16 protein-coding genes and 1 pseudogene are annotated in these 16349 nt (G+C 57.8%); 9 read left to right on the top strand and 8 right to left on the bottom strand.

Annotation, left to right across the window (positions count from 1 at the left end):
- Positions 1 to 9 precede the first annotated feature (9 nt).
- Genes DD235_RS15510 through DD235_RS15500 form a run of 3 tightly spaced genes read left to right on the top strand, consistent with a single transcriptional unit; the run spans position 10 to position 3988 of the window.
- Positions 10 to 705 carry a sugar phosphate nucleotidyltransferase gene (locus DD235_RS15510; RefSeq protein ID WP_109063031.1) on the top strand — a complete coding sequence of 232 codons (696 nt, stop codon included), beginning with the start codon at positions 10 to 12 and terminating at the stop codon, positions 703 to 705.
- Positions 702 to 2066, top strand: coding sequence for a GHMP family kinase ATP-binding protein (locus tag DD235_RS15505; RefSeq protein WP_109063030.1), 1365 nt, complete (start codon positions 702 to 704; stop codon positions 2064 to 2066). The genes DD235_RS15510 and DD235_RS15505 overlap by 4 nt, the downstream gene beginning before the upstream one ends.
- Before the next feature lie 59 nt (positions 2067 to 2125).
- Complete coding sequence (locus tag DD235_RS15500; RefSeq protein WP_239990181.1) at positions 2126 to 3988, top strand: N-acetylneuraminate synthase family protein; 1863 nt, start codon at positions 2126 to 2128, stop codon at positions 3986 to 3988.
- On the opposite strand, the gene DD235_RS15495 is transcribed toward DD235_RS15500, so the two are convergent.
- The 8 genes from DD235_RS15495 to DD235_RS15460 form a co-directional block, all read right to left on the bottom strand.
- A complete protein-coding gene (locus DD235_RS15495; protein WP_109063028.1) occupies positions 3989 to 5152 on the bottom strand; it encodes a DegT/DnrJ/EryC1/StrS family aminotransferase in 1164 nt (387 codons plus the stop codon).
- A gap of 4 nt (positions 5153 to 5156) precedes the next feature.
- Positions 5157 to 6041, bottom strand: coding sequence for a glucose-1-phosphate thymidylyltransferase RfbA (gene rfbA, locus DD235_RS15490; RefSeq protein WP_109063027.1), 885 nt, complete (start codon positions 6039 to 6041; stop codon positions 5157 to 5159).
- Positions 6042 to 6161: 120 nt separating this feature from the next.
- Complete coding sequence (locus tag DD235_RS15485; protein WP_109063026.1) at positions 6162 to 6461, bottom strand: EscU/YscU/HrcU family type III secretion system export apparatus switch protein; 300 nt, start codon at positions 6459 to 6461, stop codon at positions 6162 to 6164.
- Entirely contained in the window at positions 6458 to 7669 is a 1212-nt protein-coding gene (gene fliK, locus DD235_RS15480) for a flagellar hook-length control protein FliK (RefSeq protein WP_109063025.1), read from the bottom strand. Before fliK ends, DD235_RS15485 begins: the two co-directional genes overlap by 4 nt.
- Positions 7666 to 8007, bottom strand: a complete 342-nt coding sequence (fliT, locus tag DD235_RS15475) for a flagellar protein FliT (RefSeq protein WP_109063024.1) — start codon at positions 8005 to 8007, stop codon at positions 7666 to 7668. The genes fliK and fliT overlap by 4 nt, the downstream gene beginning before the upstream one ends.
- Positions 8008 to 8022: 15 nt before the next feature.
- Complete coding sequence (gene fliS, locus DD235_RS15470) at positions 8023 to 8460, bottom strand: flagellar export chaperone FliS (RefSeq protein WP_109063023.1); 438 nt, start codon at positions 8458 to 8460, stop codon at positions 8023 to 8025.
- Between the two features lie 6 nt (positions 8461 to 8466).
- On the bottom strand, positions 8467 to 9936 hold the full coding sequence (fliD, locus tag DD235_RS15465) for a flagellar filament capping protein FliD (protein ID WP_109063022.1): 1470 nt from the start codon (positions 9934 to 9936) through the stop codon (positions 8467 to 8469).
- A gap of 79 nt (positions 9937 to 10015) precedes the next feature.
- Positions 10016 to 10429 (bottom strand): flagellar protein FlaG, encoded by a 414-nt coding sequence (locus DD235_RS15460; protein WP_109063021.1) that lies wholly within the window; start codon positions 10427 to 10429, stop codon positions 10016 to 10018.
- A 399-nt stretch (positions 10430 to 10828) separates the two neighbouring features.
- On the opposite strand from DD235_RS15460, the gene flhD reads away from it, so the two are divergent.
- From flhD to cheA, 6 genes and pseudogenes are all read left to right on the top strand, one after another.
- On the top strand, positions 10829 to 11155 hold the full coding sequence (gene flhD, locus DD235_RS15455; protein WP_109063020.1) for a flagellar transcriptional regulator FlhD: 327 nt from the start codon (positions 10829 to 10831) through the stop codon (positions 11153 to 11155).
- 48 nt (positions 11156 to 11203) lie between these two features.
- On the top strand, positions 11204 to 11839 hold the full coding sequence (gene flhC, locus DD235_RS15450) for a flagellar transcriptional regulator FlhC (protein WP_109063019.1): 636 nt from the start codon (positions 11204 to 11206) through the stop codon (positions 11837 to 11839).
- A 76-nt stretch (positions 11840 to 11915) separates the two neighbouring features.
- Positions 11916 to 12788: a flagellar motor stator protein MotA gene (gene motA, locus DD235_RS15445; protein WP_109063018.1), complete on the top strand. Its 873-nt coding sequence runs from the start codon at positions 11916 to 11918 to the stop codon at positions 12786 to 12788.
- 16 nt (positions 12789 to 12804) lie between these two features.
- Positions 12805 to 13665, top strand: a pseudogene (gene motB, locus DD235_RS15440) (flagellar motor protein MotB); the annotation flags it as partial.
- Between the two features lie 238 nt (positions 13666 to 13903).
- On the top strand, positions 13904 to 14305 hold the full coding sequence (locus DD235_RS15435; RefSeq protein ID WP_109063107.1) for a response regulator: 402 nt from the start codon (positions 13904 to 13906) through the stop codon (positions 14303 to 14305).
- Between the two features lie 2 nt (positions 14306 to 14307).
- A complete protein-coding gene (cheA, locus tag DD235_RS15430; RefSeq protein ID WP_109063016.1) occupies positions 14308 to 16329 on the top strand; it encodes a chemotaxis protein CheA in 2022 nt (673 codons plus the stop codon).
- Positions 16330 to 16349: the final 20 nt, after the last annotated feature.

The following is a 16349-nucleotide window of genomic DNA, read 5'->3' as shown; positions in this document are numbered from 1 at the left end:
AGAGAGGGAATGCAAGTCTATATTCTGTGCGGCGGGGCAGGAACCCGCCTGGGTAGTGTGTTGCAGGGGGGGCAAAAGGCGCTTGTGGATATCCACGGAAAGCCTTTCCTGGCCCTGGTGCTGACGCAATTGGGCATGGCTGGCATTACCCGTGCGATTCTGTGCGCGCATTATCGGGCGGACCAGATCGAAGAGGCGTTGCCGCACCTGGAGGCTGAGTCCGGCGTGGCGTTGAGCATGGTGACGGAACCCACTCCGATGGGCACAGGTGGCGCTGTGTTGCATGCGTTGACCGCAGAGCCGGCGCAAGGACGTTACCTGGTATTGAATGCAGATACTTTTCTCTCTGCACATGCTTATCGGATGATGCTGGAAAGTGACCGAGATACCTTGCTGGCCGTAGAGACGCCCGACAGTGCTCGCTATGGTGCTCTGTCACTTGGGGCCGAAGGACGCATCCTTGCGCTGAATGAAAAGAGTTCGGCCGGGGCGGGTCTGGTGAATGCGGGTGTCTATGGCTTTTCTCCAGATACCCTGTCCGGTTTTGCTGTTGCACCATGTTCTATGGAGCGCGAAATCCTGCCTGCACTGATTGAGCGGCAGCAGCTGTATTCCGTTGCCTACGATGGCCTGTTCGTCGATATCGGGATTCCCCAGGCTCTGTCGTCGTTTCGAGATATGGTGCAGGCGGGAGAGTTGATATGAAGCAATTGCTGGACTTGCTGACATTGGGCCCCCAGAGCACGGTCATGGATGCGGTGACTTGTATAGAGGCGGGCAAGCAGAAAATCGCTTTCGTGATTGAGCCGGATGGTCGCCTGGTGGGCGTAGTCGTCGATGGCGATGTTCGTCGTTATCTGCTGTCCGGCGGGTCGACCGATGCATTGGTCGAGCACTGCATGAATCGGCATTTCAAGTCTGTCAGGATAGATGCGCCACGCGAAGAGTTGCTGAAACTGTTCGATCTTGGATATCACGCCATTCCTGGCGTGGATGAGCACGGAAGACTGTGCGACATCTACACAAGGCAACTACGAGCCGAGCCTGAGGTTCCCATTCTGACGCGTGCTCGTGCCCCGGTACGGATGAGTTTTTGTGGCGGAGGATCGGACCTTACCTATTTCTTCGTCGATCACGCTGCGGCTGTACTCAACTGCACAGTAGCTCTGTATTCTCATGCCACCTTGCTGCCGCGTGCCGATGGCGTAATCAATATCTATGCGGAAGATCTGAATCAGCATGAGCATTACGCGGATATCCAGGAATTGCTGCAACATGAAAACAAGAGCCTGCTTTCCAGTGTGGTCTCATTGATTCGCCCAGAGCATGGATTTGATTTATATCTGCGCTCCGATTTTCCAGTAGGCTCCGGCCTGGGTGGATCTTCTGCCGCCACGACGGCCGTGATCGCTGCGTTCAACGAGCTGCGCCAGGATCACTGGAATGCTTATGAGATTGCAGAGTTGGCTTTCCAGGCTGAGCGCCTGTGCTTTGGCGTATCGGGTGGTTGGCAAGACCAGTATGCGTCCGCTTTCGGCGGCTTCAATTTGATGGAGTTCGAGAACCAGAACAACAGGGTTCATCCCATCCGATTGGAAGAGAGCGTGCGCAGTGAGCTGGAGGCCTGCCTGCTGCTGTGCGATACCGGCGTATCCCACGACTCCGGGAACCTGCATGAACAGCAGCGCCAGGAAATGCAACCCATGTCCTCTCAGTCCGAGAGCCTGAAGGCCAGTGTCTCTCTGTGCCGGCGGATGCATCATTATTTGATTCGCTCGGAACTGAACCGGTTTGGCCGTTGCCTACATGAAATCTGGATGCTGAAAAAGCAATTCTCCAAAGGGGTCAGCAGTACGCATTTCGATGGCATCTACGAGGCTGCTTTGGCTGCCGGTGCCTTGGGCGGCAAGTTGCTCGGGGCGGGCGGCGGTGGTTTCTTCCTGTTTTATGTACAACCGCCTTCCCGCCGTGCCGTGGTCCAGGCGCTTAAGGCGTTCGGTTGTACTCCTACCAATTTCCGTTTTGATTTCGATGGCGTGACCTCATGGCGAACAAAGACCCAATAATTTCCAGTTCTGCGATTTTTGAGATCGATGGATGTCCTGTGGGATCAGACCATGTTTTCGTGATTGCGGAAATTGGCAACAATCATAATGGCTCGCTCTCTCTGGCACGGCAGCTGGTGGATGCCGCCAAGGCATCCGGTGCGGATTGCGTCAAGTTCCAGTTGCGCAACCGGGATGCGCTGTATCGCCGCAAGGCCGATGGATCGCGGGCGGAAGATCTGGGGGTTGAGTACATACAGGATCTGCTGGACAAGGTGGAGCTTGGCCTGGAGGAGCATCGTGTCTTGCGCCAGTATTGTGCCGAGCAGGAGATGATCTATCTATGTACCCCCTGGGATGAGCCCAGCGTGGATGCGCTGGCCAGCTTCGATGTGGCAGCGCTGAAGATCGCCTCTGCCGATCTCTGCAATCCTTATCTGATGTCCAAGGCGGCATCGCTTGGGAAACCGTTGATCGTTTCCACGGGTATGTCGTTCGAGCATGAAATCATTCGTGCGGTGGAGCATCTTGGAACGCTGGGAGTTCCGTTTGCACTGTTGCATTGTAATAGCACCTATCCTGCCCCCGAGCATGATATTCAGTTGCGTTATCTGGATCGGCTCAGGGAGCTCCATCCTGTGGTGGGTTATTCGGGGCACGAGCGCGGTATTGCGATTACGTTGGCTGCAGTAGCGTTGGGTGCACAGATCATTGAACGCCATATCACGCTGGATCGCGGTATGGAAGGGCCAGATCACCTGGCCAGCCTGGAGCCTGCCGAGTTTCGTCTGCTTGTGGAAGGCATTCGGCAGATTGAGAAAGCACTGCCCGCGCAAGGCCCAGGCCGCCATGCGAGCCAGGGCGAGCTGTTGAACCGGGAGCATCTGGGGAAAAGTGTGATCGCGGCACGTGCAATCGCTGCCGGAGAAACCTTTGGCCCGGAGATGCTGCGCATTGCAAGTCCGGGGCAGGGGTTGCCGCCGTATCAGTTGCCAAGTCTGATTGGCCGCGTTGCCCAACGTGCGCTGGAGCAGGGAGATTTTCTTTATCCTGGTGATTTGCAGGAACAGGCTTCGACCGTGCGCGAATACCATTTTCCGGTTCGCTGGGGGGTGCCCGTCCGATATCACGATTTTCGCCAGTATCAGCAATCCATTAAACCCGACCTGTTTGAGTTTCACTTGTCCTACCGGGATCTTTCAGTTTCGCCAAAAAGTTATCTAAAGCAGGTGGATTGCTCCCGCCTGGTGGTCCATGCGCCCGAGCTGTTTGAAAACAGCGAGCTGCTAGACCTGGTTGCGGATGATCAGGATTACAGGGCGCGTTCGATCAATAACCTGCAGCGTGTGGTGGATGCCACACATGAAATTGCCGAGTCTTTCCCCATGGCGGGCGATTTGCTGATTGTGGCCAATGTAGGTGGCTTTTCTGCCGATGCGCCGCTGCCTGTCACCCGTCGTGCCGAACTCTATGAACGTTTTCATGATGCATGTTCTCAGGTGGACTTTGGTCGTACCGAACTGATCCCGCAAAATATGGCACCGTTTCCATGGCATTTCGGGGGGCAACGGTTTCAGAATATATTCATGATGCCCGACGAGCTGGTCGAACAGGCGCGGGCCTCAGGACTGCGTTATTGCCTGGACCTGTCACACTTGCAGATGGTGTGCTTTCATTTTGGCCTCGATTTCCAGGCTGCACTTGCCTTGTTGCTGCCGTATACGGCACACCTGCATGTGGCCGACGCGAAAGGCATCAATGGCGAGGGTGTGTTGATCGGGACGGGTGATATTGACTGGCCCGCTGCGTGGTCTCAGATTGTCCTGTATCGCGATGTGAGCTTTATTCCAGAGGTTTGGCAGGGGCACAAGGAGCAAGGAGCCGGGTTCTGGTCGGCCCTGACTTTCCTGGAGGAGTTGGACAGGCAGGCAGCCCGGGACTGATCAATCGACGGCTCCGCCGTCACCCGCTCTCCTTTTTCCGGAGTCCGTGGCGTTGGTGCTGCCGTTGATCAGGGCAATGATGGTGTCGATCACGCTGTTTGATAGCGTGGGAAATATCGGCAGGCACAGCACATGTTTCGACAGATGCGCAGCATGGGGCCATTGCCCGGTGGCCGCATCCCGGTACATGGGAAAGTCGCTGATCAGGGGATAGAAATAGCGGCGCGCATGGATGCCATGTGCCCGCAGCCGGGCGTGCAATTCGTCCCGGCTCAATGGGTAAGGTGGCTCGACCAGAATGGGGAAATACGCGTGGTTGGCCTTGGCGATGCCGCCGTCGATCCCCGGACGAATGCCGGGTATATCGGCCAACCCGCTTCGATAAAGCTCGAAGCACTGTCTGCGCGCCTCGATGGCCTGGTCGACATGCTTGAGTTGCAGCAGGCCGAAAGCGGCATTCACTTCGCTCATCTTGCCGTTGATGCCGGCTGCAGCGACGGTCGTTTCGTCAATGAAGCCAAAGTTTTTCAGGCGGTCGATGCGCTGCTTGGTTGTGGCGTCGTGGCAGACGATCGCTCCCCCCTCGAAGGTATTGAAAACCTTGGTCGCATGGAAACTTAGCACGCTGAGATCGCCATGCCGAAGGATGCTGCCGCCTGTGTCCTCGACGCCAAAGGCATGGGCTGCGTCGTAGATGACTTTCAGCCCGTGGCGTTGGGCAATTGCCTGGATGGCGGTCGTGTCGCACGGGATCCCGTAGCAATGTACCGGCAGGATCGCCGTCGTGTGTTCGGTGATGGCGGCCTCGATTCGTGCCGGGTCAAGGTTGAAGGTGGCCGGATCCACGTCCACGAAGACGGGGGTGAGGCGATTCCAGAGCAGGGAGTGGGAGGTGGCGACGAAAGAATAGGGGGTGGTGATGACCTCTCCCTGTATATCCAGTGCCTGCAACGCTGTCAGCAGGGCAATGGTGCCATTGCAGAACAGCGCAATATGATCGACACCCAGGTATTCGCACAGCGCTTTCTCCAACTGCTGGTGCATCGGCCCGCCATTGGTCAGGGTCTTGCTGTCCCAGATGGCCTGCAGATAAGGCAGGAATTCTTCCAGCGGGGGCAGGGATGGCTGGGTGACAAAGACCGGAGGCGAAGTGCGAGTGTTCATGTCATCAAAGCGAAAAATCGTCCAGCAGGCGGGACAGGTAATGGCCGTATGCAGTCTTGGTCAGTCGGTGTGCCAAGACCTCGAGCTGGTCGGCACTGATCCAGCCATTGCGATAGGCGATCTCCTCCAGACAGGCCACCTTGAGTCCCTGGCGGGTTTCGATGGTGTGGATGAACTGGCTGGCATCGAGCAGGGACTCATGCGTGCCGGTATCGAGCCAGGCGAAGCCGCGGCCAAGTAGTTCCACTTTCAGGCGGTTGGCCTGTAGGTAGGCCAGATTGACATCGGTGATTTCAAGCTCGCCGCGTATGGATGGCTTGATGTTGCGGGCGATGTCGAGCACTGCGTTGTCGTAGAAGTAGAGGCCGGTGACAGCATAGTGCGAGCGGGGCTGCTGAGGCTTTTCTTCGAGGCTGATGACATTGCCATGGCTATCGAACTCGACAATCCCGAATCGTTCGGGATCTGAGACGTGATATCCGAAGACGGTGGCTCCTTCCTGTTGCTGGCTGGCGGCTCGCAGTCGGTCGGAAAAGTTTGGTCCGTAGAAAATATTATCACCGAGTACCAGGCAGACCGGCGACTGCCCGATGAACTGCTCGCCGATGAGGAATGCCTGCGCCAGGCCATCGGGCGACGGCTGCTCGGCATAACTCAGGCTGATGCCCAGGCCGCTGCCATCTCCCAGCAGCTTCTGGAAGCCCGGCAGATCATCGGGCGTCGAAATGAGCAGGATGTCCTGGATCCCGGCCAGCATCAGTACGGACAATGGGTAGTACACCATCGGTTTGTCGTAGATTGGCAGCAACTGCTTGGAAACACCACGAGTGATGGGGTAAAGCCGTGAGCCTGAGCCCCCGGCCAGGATGATGCCTTTGCGTTGGGGCATGATGTGCTGGGCAGATGAGTTGGAGGGATATGCACTAGCCTAGCAGAAACGGTCGCTGGCAAAGCCTGAAACAGCGAGCAGGATAGGGCGGGTTTGCTTGTGCGTGGCGGAGGCCGGTGGTCAGGTGCCTGGGGTGTTGCTGTCGGTGGCACCGGCTTCGCTTTCCAGTTGGTACAGCCAGGCCAGGAGTTCGGCGATGGCAACATACAGCTGGGGTGGAATGTGCTGGTCCATGTCGACCTGCATCAGCAGGTCGACCAGTTCCGGTGACTCATGGATAAAAACACCATTTTCGCGAGCGGTACGGATGATGTTTTCAGCCTGTACTCCATAGCCTTTGGCGACGATCTTGGGCGCAGGTTCCTGCGTGTCGTAGCGCAGTACGGCCGCCCGCTGGCGTTGGCGCTTGTCTTGGCTCATGCTGTGTCGCCCGCCGCGTCAATCTGCAGGTCCTGCAGGGTCAGTCCGGATGCCTGGAATCGTCCACGCAAGCGTGCTGCCTGCCGTTGCAGTGTGTCTGCATGGTCCGGATCGCTGGACAGATGCACGGACCAGTGACCATTCTGGAGCCGCAGGTCAGCGGCAATGGTGCCCAGCTTCGGCAGGTGCAGCGTCAGGTGCGAGTGCCAGTGATCGGTATCATCAGTGGCCTCCTCGGTACCCTGGCGCTCCTGACCCTGCCTGCGTTCGATCTCCCACTCCATCGGTGTGCCGGGCCAGGCCTCGCCCTGGAACATGACGGATTGCTGGGCCAGGATGTCGAGTTGCTGACGTACGATCAGTGTGACTTCCGGTGGCAGGGGCGGAGCACCGGCATTGAGCATTTGCCCGGTGCTCTGGCCAGGCTGCAGACCAGAGGCATTCCCTGTGGTGGTCGCGGATGCGAGCGTCTGGGGACCAGGCGCGAAGCCCTGCGCTGGCGCTGCGGCCCTGCCGCGCGCTGCCTGCTCGGGCATTTGCAGGTGAGCCTGTGGCTGCGCATGGACACGGGCCATGGGTTGCTGTCCGTAGGTGGCGCGGGCGAGTTGGGACTCGTAGAACAGGCCACTTTGGGTGACGGTACGGGCCAGCGCCAGGGCAAGCTGCATTACAGATGGGTTGCCACCCTGGATGCCAGAAAGGGCCTGTGGTTGTGGCACGGTTGTTGAGGTTGTGCTGCCACTGCCCGCCGTGTTTGCTGTCGTGCCTGTACCAGACTGGGCCTGTGGCGTGCTGCCAGGGGGATTGTTCCAGAGTGGGGCGCGCAGTTGCGGCTGCGGTGGCAATTGCGTCTGGGGGTATTGCTGCAGGACACTCAGAATGGTGCGAGCCGCCTGTCCGAGCGAGGTCGGGGAGGACGGAAACAATTTGCTCAGTGCGGCGAGGTCGAAGCCTCTCTGGGCCCCCAGGCGCGCCTGGCGAGTCTGGTCTGCTGCGGACTGTCGACCCGCTTCGCGGGCTGCTGGCTCTCGTGTCGCCTGATCCTGGCGACGGCCGACCGCCCCGGGCGGGTCACTTCTGTCGACATGCGGCGCAAAGGCAGGCTGTTGACCGCGCGTCAATGTGCCATGCTTGGCCAGCGTAATGCCCAGCGCAGTATCCAAGCGCTGTACGAGAAGGTTGCTGGGCGCAGATGGGCCGCCACTCATGCTGGTTGCGGATGCCTGCCGTAGGTCCGATTCAGCTTCTGCTCACGGCGTGTCTGGGCGATCTGTTGGCGGATCTGGACGAGTTGCTGATCTGCCAGTTCGCGTATCTCGGTATCGAGTTGCAAGACTTGCTCCAGCAGCTCGGCGCAGCGCTCACGGTCTGCCGTTTCGGTTGGGATGGCGGAGGCGCTGGTTAATTCTTCCGCAAGCGTGATGTAGCGGGGGCCCAGATCCATGAAGAATTCCCAGTTGTCGCGTTGTGCAGCAAGCAGCATGGCCTTGACCAGGCTATGGAGCTCTTCGTAACGCGACAGCAATGCGGTCGGTGCTTGGGCCATGGAAATTCTCTGAAATCAGCGATGGGCTGGTGATGAATAGCCCGGGTCGACGGAAGTATGCCACGCGTCAGCAATGTTGCTCAACAGGGACAGCGCCAGATCCAGTTTGGTGCCATCAGCGTGCAGGTTGGCCTCCAGCAACTGGCGGACGATGTAGTCGTAGAGGTCAGCCAGGTTGATGGCCAGTTCGCCGCCTGCCTCCATGTTCAGGCCTGTGCGCAGGCCATTCTGGACAATGTTGATTGCTTTGGAAATAGCCTGACCGCGTGCCGCGATGTTGCCGCTGGCGAGGTGTTCCTGGGCCTGCCGGATGGCATTGGTTGCGCCATCGAGCAGCAGTGTGATCAGTCGTTCGGGCGTGGCGTTGAGCACCCCGGTTTCTACACCGACCTGGGCGTAGCTGCCCAGGGAGCGCCGGGCGTGGGATCGTGCGGAATAGGTTGGGGAGCTCATGGTTTATCAGCTGTTTCGCGTACCGTTGAGGACGGTGATCTGTTGTGTCAGATAGGAGCTGGTGCTCTGCATCTGGGCCACGAGAGTGTCCAGAGCGACAAAGCGGGCTTCATAGGTGGCCATGGTTTGCTCGATGCGCTGCTGGGCAGCCTCGAACTGCTTTTCCAGGTTTTTCTGACTTTCCTTGATGCCTTCGGTCCGGTTGAAGAACAGGCCGTTTTCATCATTGCGCAGCATGTCTTCGGTGATCTTGTTGGTTTTCGCGACCACACCGTTTTCCCCCTGGAACAGGGCGGACACATCACCCGCATGATCCTTCAGGCCCTCGTTGAGCTTGGTCTCGTCGATCTCAAGCTTACCGGTCTTGTAGTTGGTGGTGATGCCCAGTTTGGACAGTGTGCGGATTTCCCCTTCGCTGAGCGTAGGGGAAAGTGTTTCGCGAAGCTTGCCCTGGATGCTGCGCACCGTGTAATCGCCGCTGAGGACACCATCCGTGGTGCGATCCTCACTGTCTGCATTGTATCTGGTGTAGGTGTCGATCTGGGTGAGCACGGCATTGTATGCGTTGACGAACGCCTTGATGGCGTCGCTTGCCGGCGTGAGGTCGTCTTCCACCTGAAGCTGGAGCTGGCGGTGTGCCGAATTGGGATCATTGGGGTCGAGTGCCGTGGTCGCGGTCAGGTCGAGCGTGATGCCCTGGATGGCATCCTTGACCGAATTCGAACCACTGGTAATGGCAATGCCATTGACGGTAAAAAGCGCATCTTTCGCTTTTTGCGCATCACTTTGCTGCAGATTGCCGAAGAGAGTTGCCACTTCGGTATTGCCTGCCACGGCGACATTGACGATCTCGGCTTCGGTGCCAGTGTCGGCGGAGGACAGTTGCAGATGGTTGGTCGTGCCGTCGTTGATGATCGTGGCACGGACACCCAGGGTCTTGTCGTCGTTGATGCCCTTGACGATTTCCTCAAGGGAGGTGCCCTTGAGTTTGGATAGGTCGAGCGTGCGCGGTTTGGCATCTGCTGCATCGCCTTTGAGCTGGAATGTGATGGTGCCACCCGTGCCCATCTGCTCGTAACGGTCGACTCCATCAAGCTGCGCGGAATGTACGCCGCGCGTGGCCAGTTGCTGGATCGTGATCTGGTATTGGCCGGCAATGGCACCATTGCCCGTGGTGGCCGTCATGTAGCCCTCGCCGCCGATGACGGTCGATGATGTGGTACCGAACACGTTGACATGCTTGTCGCGATCGAGGATGGAGTCCGGATCGCGCTGGAGTGTCTTGCCGGCAGTTTGCAGAGCAGTGACGGATTTTTTCAGTGACTCATAGGCGTTGAGCTGGCTGGTATAGCGGGAATTCTGGTTGCGCATCAGGATCAGCGGTTGCTCTTCCACCGTGCGCAGTTTGGCGATCATTTCCTGCAGTGGCAGGCCCGAGCCGGCGCCGAGGTTGGATCCGATGGAGCTAGTTGCCATGATGCTATTCCTTGTGTTTATGCGAGCACGCCATATATCGGGTCGGCCTGCCTTGCGGTTTTTTCTACTGCCAGACCGTTCAGGCCTGGGTGTCAATCGTGCGGTTTTGTGCGCTGGCAATCATCTTGGCTGCGCGGATGACCGCATCGGAGGGAATGGTCTTGAGTACTTCCCCTGTTTCCGCATCGACGATGGTGACGACCAGGCGGTTGGCATCCTTGTTCTGTTCGAAGCGAAGCTGGGTCGCCCAAGCTTGCATGCTGCGGTTGAGTTGCTCCAGCGCCTTGTCGAGGGTGTCCTGATCGTTGGCTTGGCGTCCCGGTCGGTTGTAGGGCAGGTCGAAAGGATCTGCCGTGGCCGAGCCTGTCTGTCCCTTGTCCGGGGCGTTGGTCGGTTGCACACGCACGACTGCCTCGGCCTGTTGCGGCGAGGGTGGTTGCACGGCGACGGGATTTGCTGCCTGTACAAATGTGGGAATCGGGGCAATGGCCATGGGTAACTCCGGTCGAGTTATCAGCTCCAGAGGAGCGATCCAGATCCCTATAACGGCATCACGCAGCGGAAATTTAGGGGTGGGACAAGGGTATCAAAATGTGGTTTATGGCGCAAAATGAAAGCAAAGTGTTGGGGCGTGTACCAAATTCATCTTTGCATTGTCATGATTCTGATACTATTGCATCGATAGACTTAGAAAATGGTTCTTGATACAACAATTTGTATCTTGCATCGACTGGCCATGTGGTCCCGGCCTTCCTCTGTGGAAGGTGGGGTCATGCATGAGCTGGAGGAGACGAAAAGTACCGAGGAATGGCATGTATGTTGTCATACAGGCAGTGGGAATCTAGCTTCCCAGCATGCGTGATATTGACAGATGGTGATAGAGTCGAAAAGGATGAATAAAGTGCAGTCAGGTACGTTATTAGACAATATCAAGGAAATCAATCTGTCCTATCTGATGCTGGCCCAGCGCATGTTGCGGGATGATTATCCTGCTGCACTGTTCCGGCTTGGAATGGGGCGCGAGGCGGCGGATGCATTGCTGTCATTGTCGCCGGCGCAGCTTGTGAAGCTGGGCAGCAGCAGCATGCTGCTGTGTCGTCTGCGGCTTGATAATCCCAATTTGTTGGCAACGCTCAACGATTCTGCGCCTCGTGCGGAGTTACAGCAGGTGCATGCAGCCATTTTGCTGTCGTCGCAATCTGTCGAGCAATTCGCGTAATGCGGTGTATGCCGTGATGTACCGCCGGGGCATATGGATAGGATGCTTATGACTGTTAAAAGCGTCAGGCACGAGGCCCATGAGATCGAGCTGGCTGCATCGATGATCGAGTTGGGCGCGCGCCTGCAGATGTTGCAGGCGGAAACCAGCCTGAGCCGCGATCGCCTGGCGCGGTTGTATCGGGAGATTCGACGGATGTCTCCGCCAAAGGGCATGTTGCCTTTCTCGGTGGATTGGCACATGACGTGGCTGCCCAATATTCATTCTTCGCTGTTCTACGGCATCTATCGATTCATTGTCGAGAATACGCCCAGCAAGGGCGCGCAGGCATTGGTCGATGCCTATCGGCTGTATCTCGAGCAGGCGGGCGAGGACAGTGATGTCGAAGAACCGGTGTTGAGTTTTACGCGGGCCTGGATGCTGGTGCGCTTTTTCGATAATGGCATGGTACAGATGTCGCGATGTACCAAATGCAATGGTCACTTTGTGGCGCATGCCTACGAGCCTGCACATGAGTATGTATGTGGCATTTGCCGGCCTCCGCCGCGTGCTGGCAAGACGCAGGCCCGTACTGTGGCGGCACGTGGGCAATGTGTGAAAGTGCAGGCCGAAAATGAGGAAGCCTCTGCCGACATCGAAAAGGGTCGGGCAACACGCCAAATAGCAAGGAAAAAAATGCGCTAACCATGCTTTTTGTTTGGCTGGTGGCGGGTGATCATATGCTGCTATCGATGCGCATACTCAGAGTAGGGATTCTATCGTGCTGATTATTGCTGGTTATTTTGTCGTGTTCCTGGCGGTGGGTGGGAGCTATGTCGCCATGGGCGGACATCTGGGGGCGCTGTACCAGCCGTTTGAATTTACGCTGATCGGTGGTTCGGCAATCGGTGCCTTCATCGCCGCCAACAGCCCCAAAACACTCAAGCTGACTGCTCAGAGTCTTGGTTATGCGTTGCGCAATTCTCCTTACGACAAAAAAATCTACATGGAGCTGATGGCCTTGCAGTACGTGCTGCTTAACAAGGCACGGCGCGAAGGCCTGATGTCCATCGAGTCGCACATCGAGGATCCCGAGTCCAGCAGTATTTTTTCAGAGTATCCCCTGGTCAAGAAAGACAGGCGCATCATGGAGTTTCTGATCGACTACCTGCGCATCATGACCAGCGGCAATATGAGTGCTTTCGAGATCGAGGCGCTCATGGATGAGGAAATCGAGACCTACAAGCACGAGCGTGAACTGCCATCACATGCATTGAGCGCCGTGGCTGATGGCTTGCCTGCCTTCGGGATCGTGGCTGCCGTGCTGGGTGTGATCAAGGCGCTGGCGGCCATTGATCAGCCGCCAGCCATTCTGGGCGATCTGATTTCCAAGGCCATGGTGGGTACATTTCTGGGTATTTTGTTGTCCTATGGCTTTGTGGCACCGCTGGCCAGTATCGTCGGACGGCGGGCGGATGATGCCGTCAAGGTGCTGGAGTGCATCAAGGTCACCCTGTTGGCCAACATGAACGGCTATCCGCCCCAGTTGGCCATCGAGTTTGGTCGAAAAGTGTTGTTTTCCGGTATCCGCCCCTCGTTCAACGAGCTCGAGGAGCATGTGCGGCAGACCAAGCAGCCTGCTGCTGGCCGCTAGTTGACAGGGGATACGCATGGCTCGGGATGAATCCCAGCGGATAGTCATCCGGCGCAAGAAGTCGGGGCACGGGGGCGGCCACCATGGTGGCAGCTGGAAGATCGCGTACGCCGACTTCATTACCGCCATGATGGCATTTTTTCTGGTGATGTGGCTCCTGAGCCTGATTCCCAAGGAAGATCTGAAGGGGTTGGCTGATTATTTCCGCACGCCGTTGAGTGTGGCCATCAAAGGTGGTCCGGCCGCAGCAACCCAGTCTCAGCCGATTCCCGGTGGGGGCAAGGATATTACTGAACGCGATGGCGAGCAGACGCGCTCTGATGGTGGTCAGTTCCATGGCACCAAGGAGCGGGAAATGCGTCGTCTGCAGACCTTCCGGCTGCGGCTCGAAAATGTCATTGATCACAGCCCCATGCTGCGGGCCTATCGGCCGCAGTTGTTGATCGACATGACGACCGAAGGGTTGCGTGTGCAGATCGTCGATACCAACAATCGTCCGATGTTTGCGACCGGCAGTGCACAGGTCGCACCCTACATGCGTGCCATTCTGCGCGAACTGGGACCGCTGCTCAACGAGTTGCCCAACAAGATCAGCCTGTCCGGGCATACTGATGCACTCAACTATGCACAGGGTGAGCGTTCGTACAGTAATTGGGAACTGTCTGCTGATCGCGCCAACTCTTCACGTCGCGAGCTGGTTGCGGGGGGGTTGAGTGATGACAAGGTCATGCGCATAGTGGGGCTGGGTGCCAATATGCCGTTGGTCAAGAATGATCCTTATGCGCCCGTCAATCGGCGGATCAGCCTGGTCATCCTGAACGAGAGTACCCAGAAACGCATTGAGCAGGAAAATCAGGCAGCGGCTGACGTGACCTCCACGAACCCGGGTGAGTTGCAAGAGCAACTGGACAGCATGCCTTTGCCCGAGACGCGTGAATTCGAATATCAGATGCCGGTGTCCTTGCAGCGTGAGCCCGCATCTCAAGAGTCAGAAACGCTGCCGGCATGGGCCCGGGTGCCTTCCCTTGAGGAAGCGCGGGTCGAGACAAGAACGGACGTGGCGCACCATGAAGACGACGGTGCAGGCAACGCCGAGCAACTATAGGCTGAAGTTCATGGGTATTCGAGTTCTGGTAGTGGATGATTCCGTCACCATGCGCATGGTGGTGCAAGCTGCTTTTCTCGACGTGGGATGGCAGGTCACGACGGCCAGCAATGGCAAGGAAGCGCTGGATCTTGCACAGCAGCAGCATTTTGACCTGGTGGTCAGTGATCTGAACATGCCGGTTATGCATGGACTGGAGTTCATTGGCAATATGCGACAGCACTCTGCCAACCAGGATGTCCCTGTACTGGTGCTGACGACCGAAGATGACGACGCCAGCAAGGAAACTGCCGCGGAACTGGGCGTCTATGCCTGGGTCCACAAGCCCGTGGATCCGGATACGCTGGTTGCGTTGTCCCAGGACTTGCTGGATGGACTGGCGGCTGAGAATTCAAATGGAGCATCGGAATAATCATGAGCATAGGCGTTGATCTTGGCCAGTTCTACCAGACCTTCTTCGATGAAGCCGACGAACTGCTGGCCGACATGGAGCGGCTGCTGCTTGAGCTTGATGTCGAGCAGCCCGATATGGAGCATCTGAATGCCATTTTCCGGGCTGCGCATTCGATCAAGGGTGGCGCTGCCACCTTTGGCTGTTTTGGGGTCCTGGCGGAAACCACCCACCTGCTGGAAAGCCTGCTTGATCCGATTCGCCAGGGTGAAATGAAATTGCGCCCTGAGATGATCGATATTTTCCTGGAGACCAAGGACGTGCTCAAGAGCCAGTTGGATGCCTACCGCGCCGAGACCGAGCCTGATCCCGATACCTACGAACATATTTGTGGCGTATTGCGCCAGCTGGCACAGGAGAAGAACGGCGCGCAGGCTCCTGCTGCGGCACCGGCACCCGTTGCTGCGCCTGCGGCGGCACCTGCACCTGCCACGGCAGGCAACGATGCCATGCGCATCCTGTTCAGCCGCATTTCCGAGAAGGATGCTCAATCCCTGCTGGATGAAATGGGCAATCTGGGCAAGGTGCTCAAGCATGAGAAAGGTGCCGATAGCCTGACCGTCTGGATGGAGACGACCTGCTCCAAGGACGACGTTGAGGCAGTCTGCTGCTTCATCATCAACGAAGATCAGATTGCTGTCGATCACGAGGTCATCGCCGCGCAGGCAGTCCCTGCGGTGGAAGCCATCATCCCCGAGGTTGTTCCGGCACCGGTTGTTGCACCTGTCGTAGAGGCAGCCACTGAAGCGGCCGTCGAGGCGGCACCTGCCCGTGCGGCTGCAAAGGCGGCAGCCAAGCCGGTTGCTGCTGCAGACAAGGAATCGGGTTCGATCCGCGTCGGTGTCGAGAAAGTCGACCAGATGATCAACCTGGTAGGCGAACTGGTCATCACCCAGGCCATGCTGACGCAGATCGCGTCTTCGCTTGACCCGGTACTGCATGACCGCCTGCTCAATGGCCTCGAACAACTCGAGCGCAATGCCCGTGACCTGCAGGAGTCGGTCATGTCCATGCGCATGATGCAGATGGATTATGTCTTCAGTCGGTTCCCTCGCGTGGTGCGCGATCTGTGTACCAAGACCGGCAAGAAAATTCGCCTGGAAACCCAGGGCAAGGCAACCGAACTCGACAAGAGCCTGATCGAGCGCATCATCGATCCTCTGACTCATCTGGTGCGCAACAGCATGGACCACGGCATCGAGGATCCCGAGGCGCGAGCACAGAAAGGCAAGAATCCGGAGGGTGTGATCACGATGTCCGCCCAACACGTGGGCGGCAATATCGTGATTGAGGTCAGCGATGATGGCAATGGCCTGAACAAGGAAAAGATTCTCGCCAAGGCTGCCAAGTCGGGCATGGTGTTGCCCGACAACATTACGGATGAGGAAATCTGGCAGCTCATCTTCGCGCCGGGTTTTTCGACGGCCGAACAGGTTACGTCGATTTCCGGGCGTGGTGTCGGCATGGATGTCGTGCGTCGCAATATCCAGGACATGGGTGGCCACGTCAAGCTTTACTCGGAAGCAGGCAAGGGAACGCGTACCCAGATTATCCTGCCTCTGACCCTGGCCATTCTGGATGGCATGTCGGTGCGTGTCGGTTCCGAAGTGTTCATCCTGCCGTTGAACCACGTCACCGAATCGATCCAGCCTCAACTCGACCAGATTCACTCCGTGGCCGGCAATGAGCGGGTGATACAGGTCCGGGGTGAGTACCTGCCTCTGGTCGAACTGCACCGTACCTTTTCGGTCGATGGTGCGCAGGAAGACCCCTCGCAGGCCATCGCCGTCATCATGCATGCTCAGGAGCGTCGTTTTGCGCTGCTGGTTGATCACCTCATTGGCCAGCACCAGGTGGTTGTCAAGAATCTGGAAGCCAACTACCGCAAGGTGCCTGGCATCTCGGCTGCGACGATCCTGGGCGATGGCAGTGTGGCACTGATTATCGATGTGTTCGCCATGGCCCGCAGCAGCGGTCGCGATTGATGTGCGCTGTGCGCAAATTT

This window comes from Corticimicrobacter populi (assembly GCF_003123725.1).
Taxonomy (GTDB): Bacteria; Pseudomonadota; Gammaproteobacteria; order Burkholderiales; family Burkholderiaceae_B; genus Corticimicrobacter; species Corticimicrobacter populi.
The sequence above is the reverse complement of the archived record's forward strand: the minus strand, read 5'-3'. Positions and strand labels throughout refer to the sequence as shown.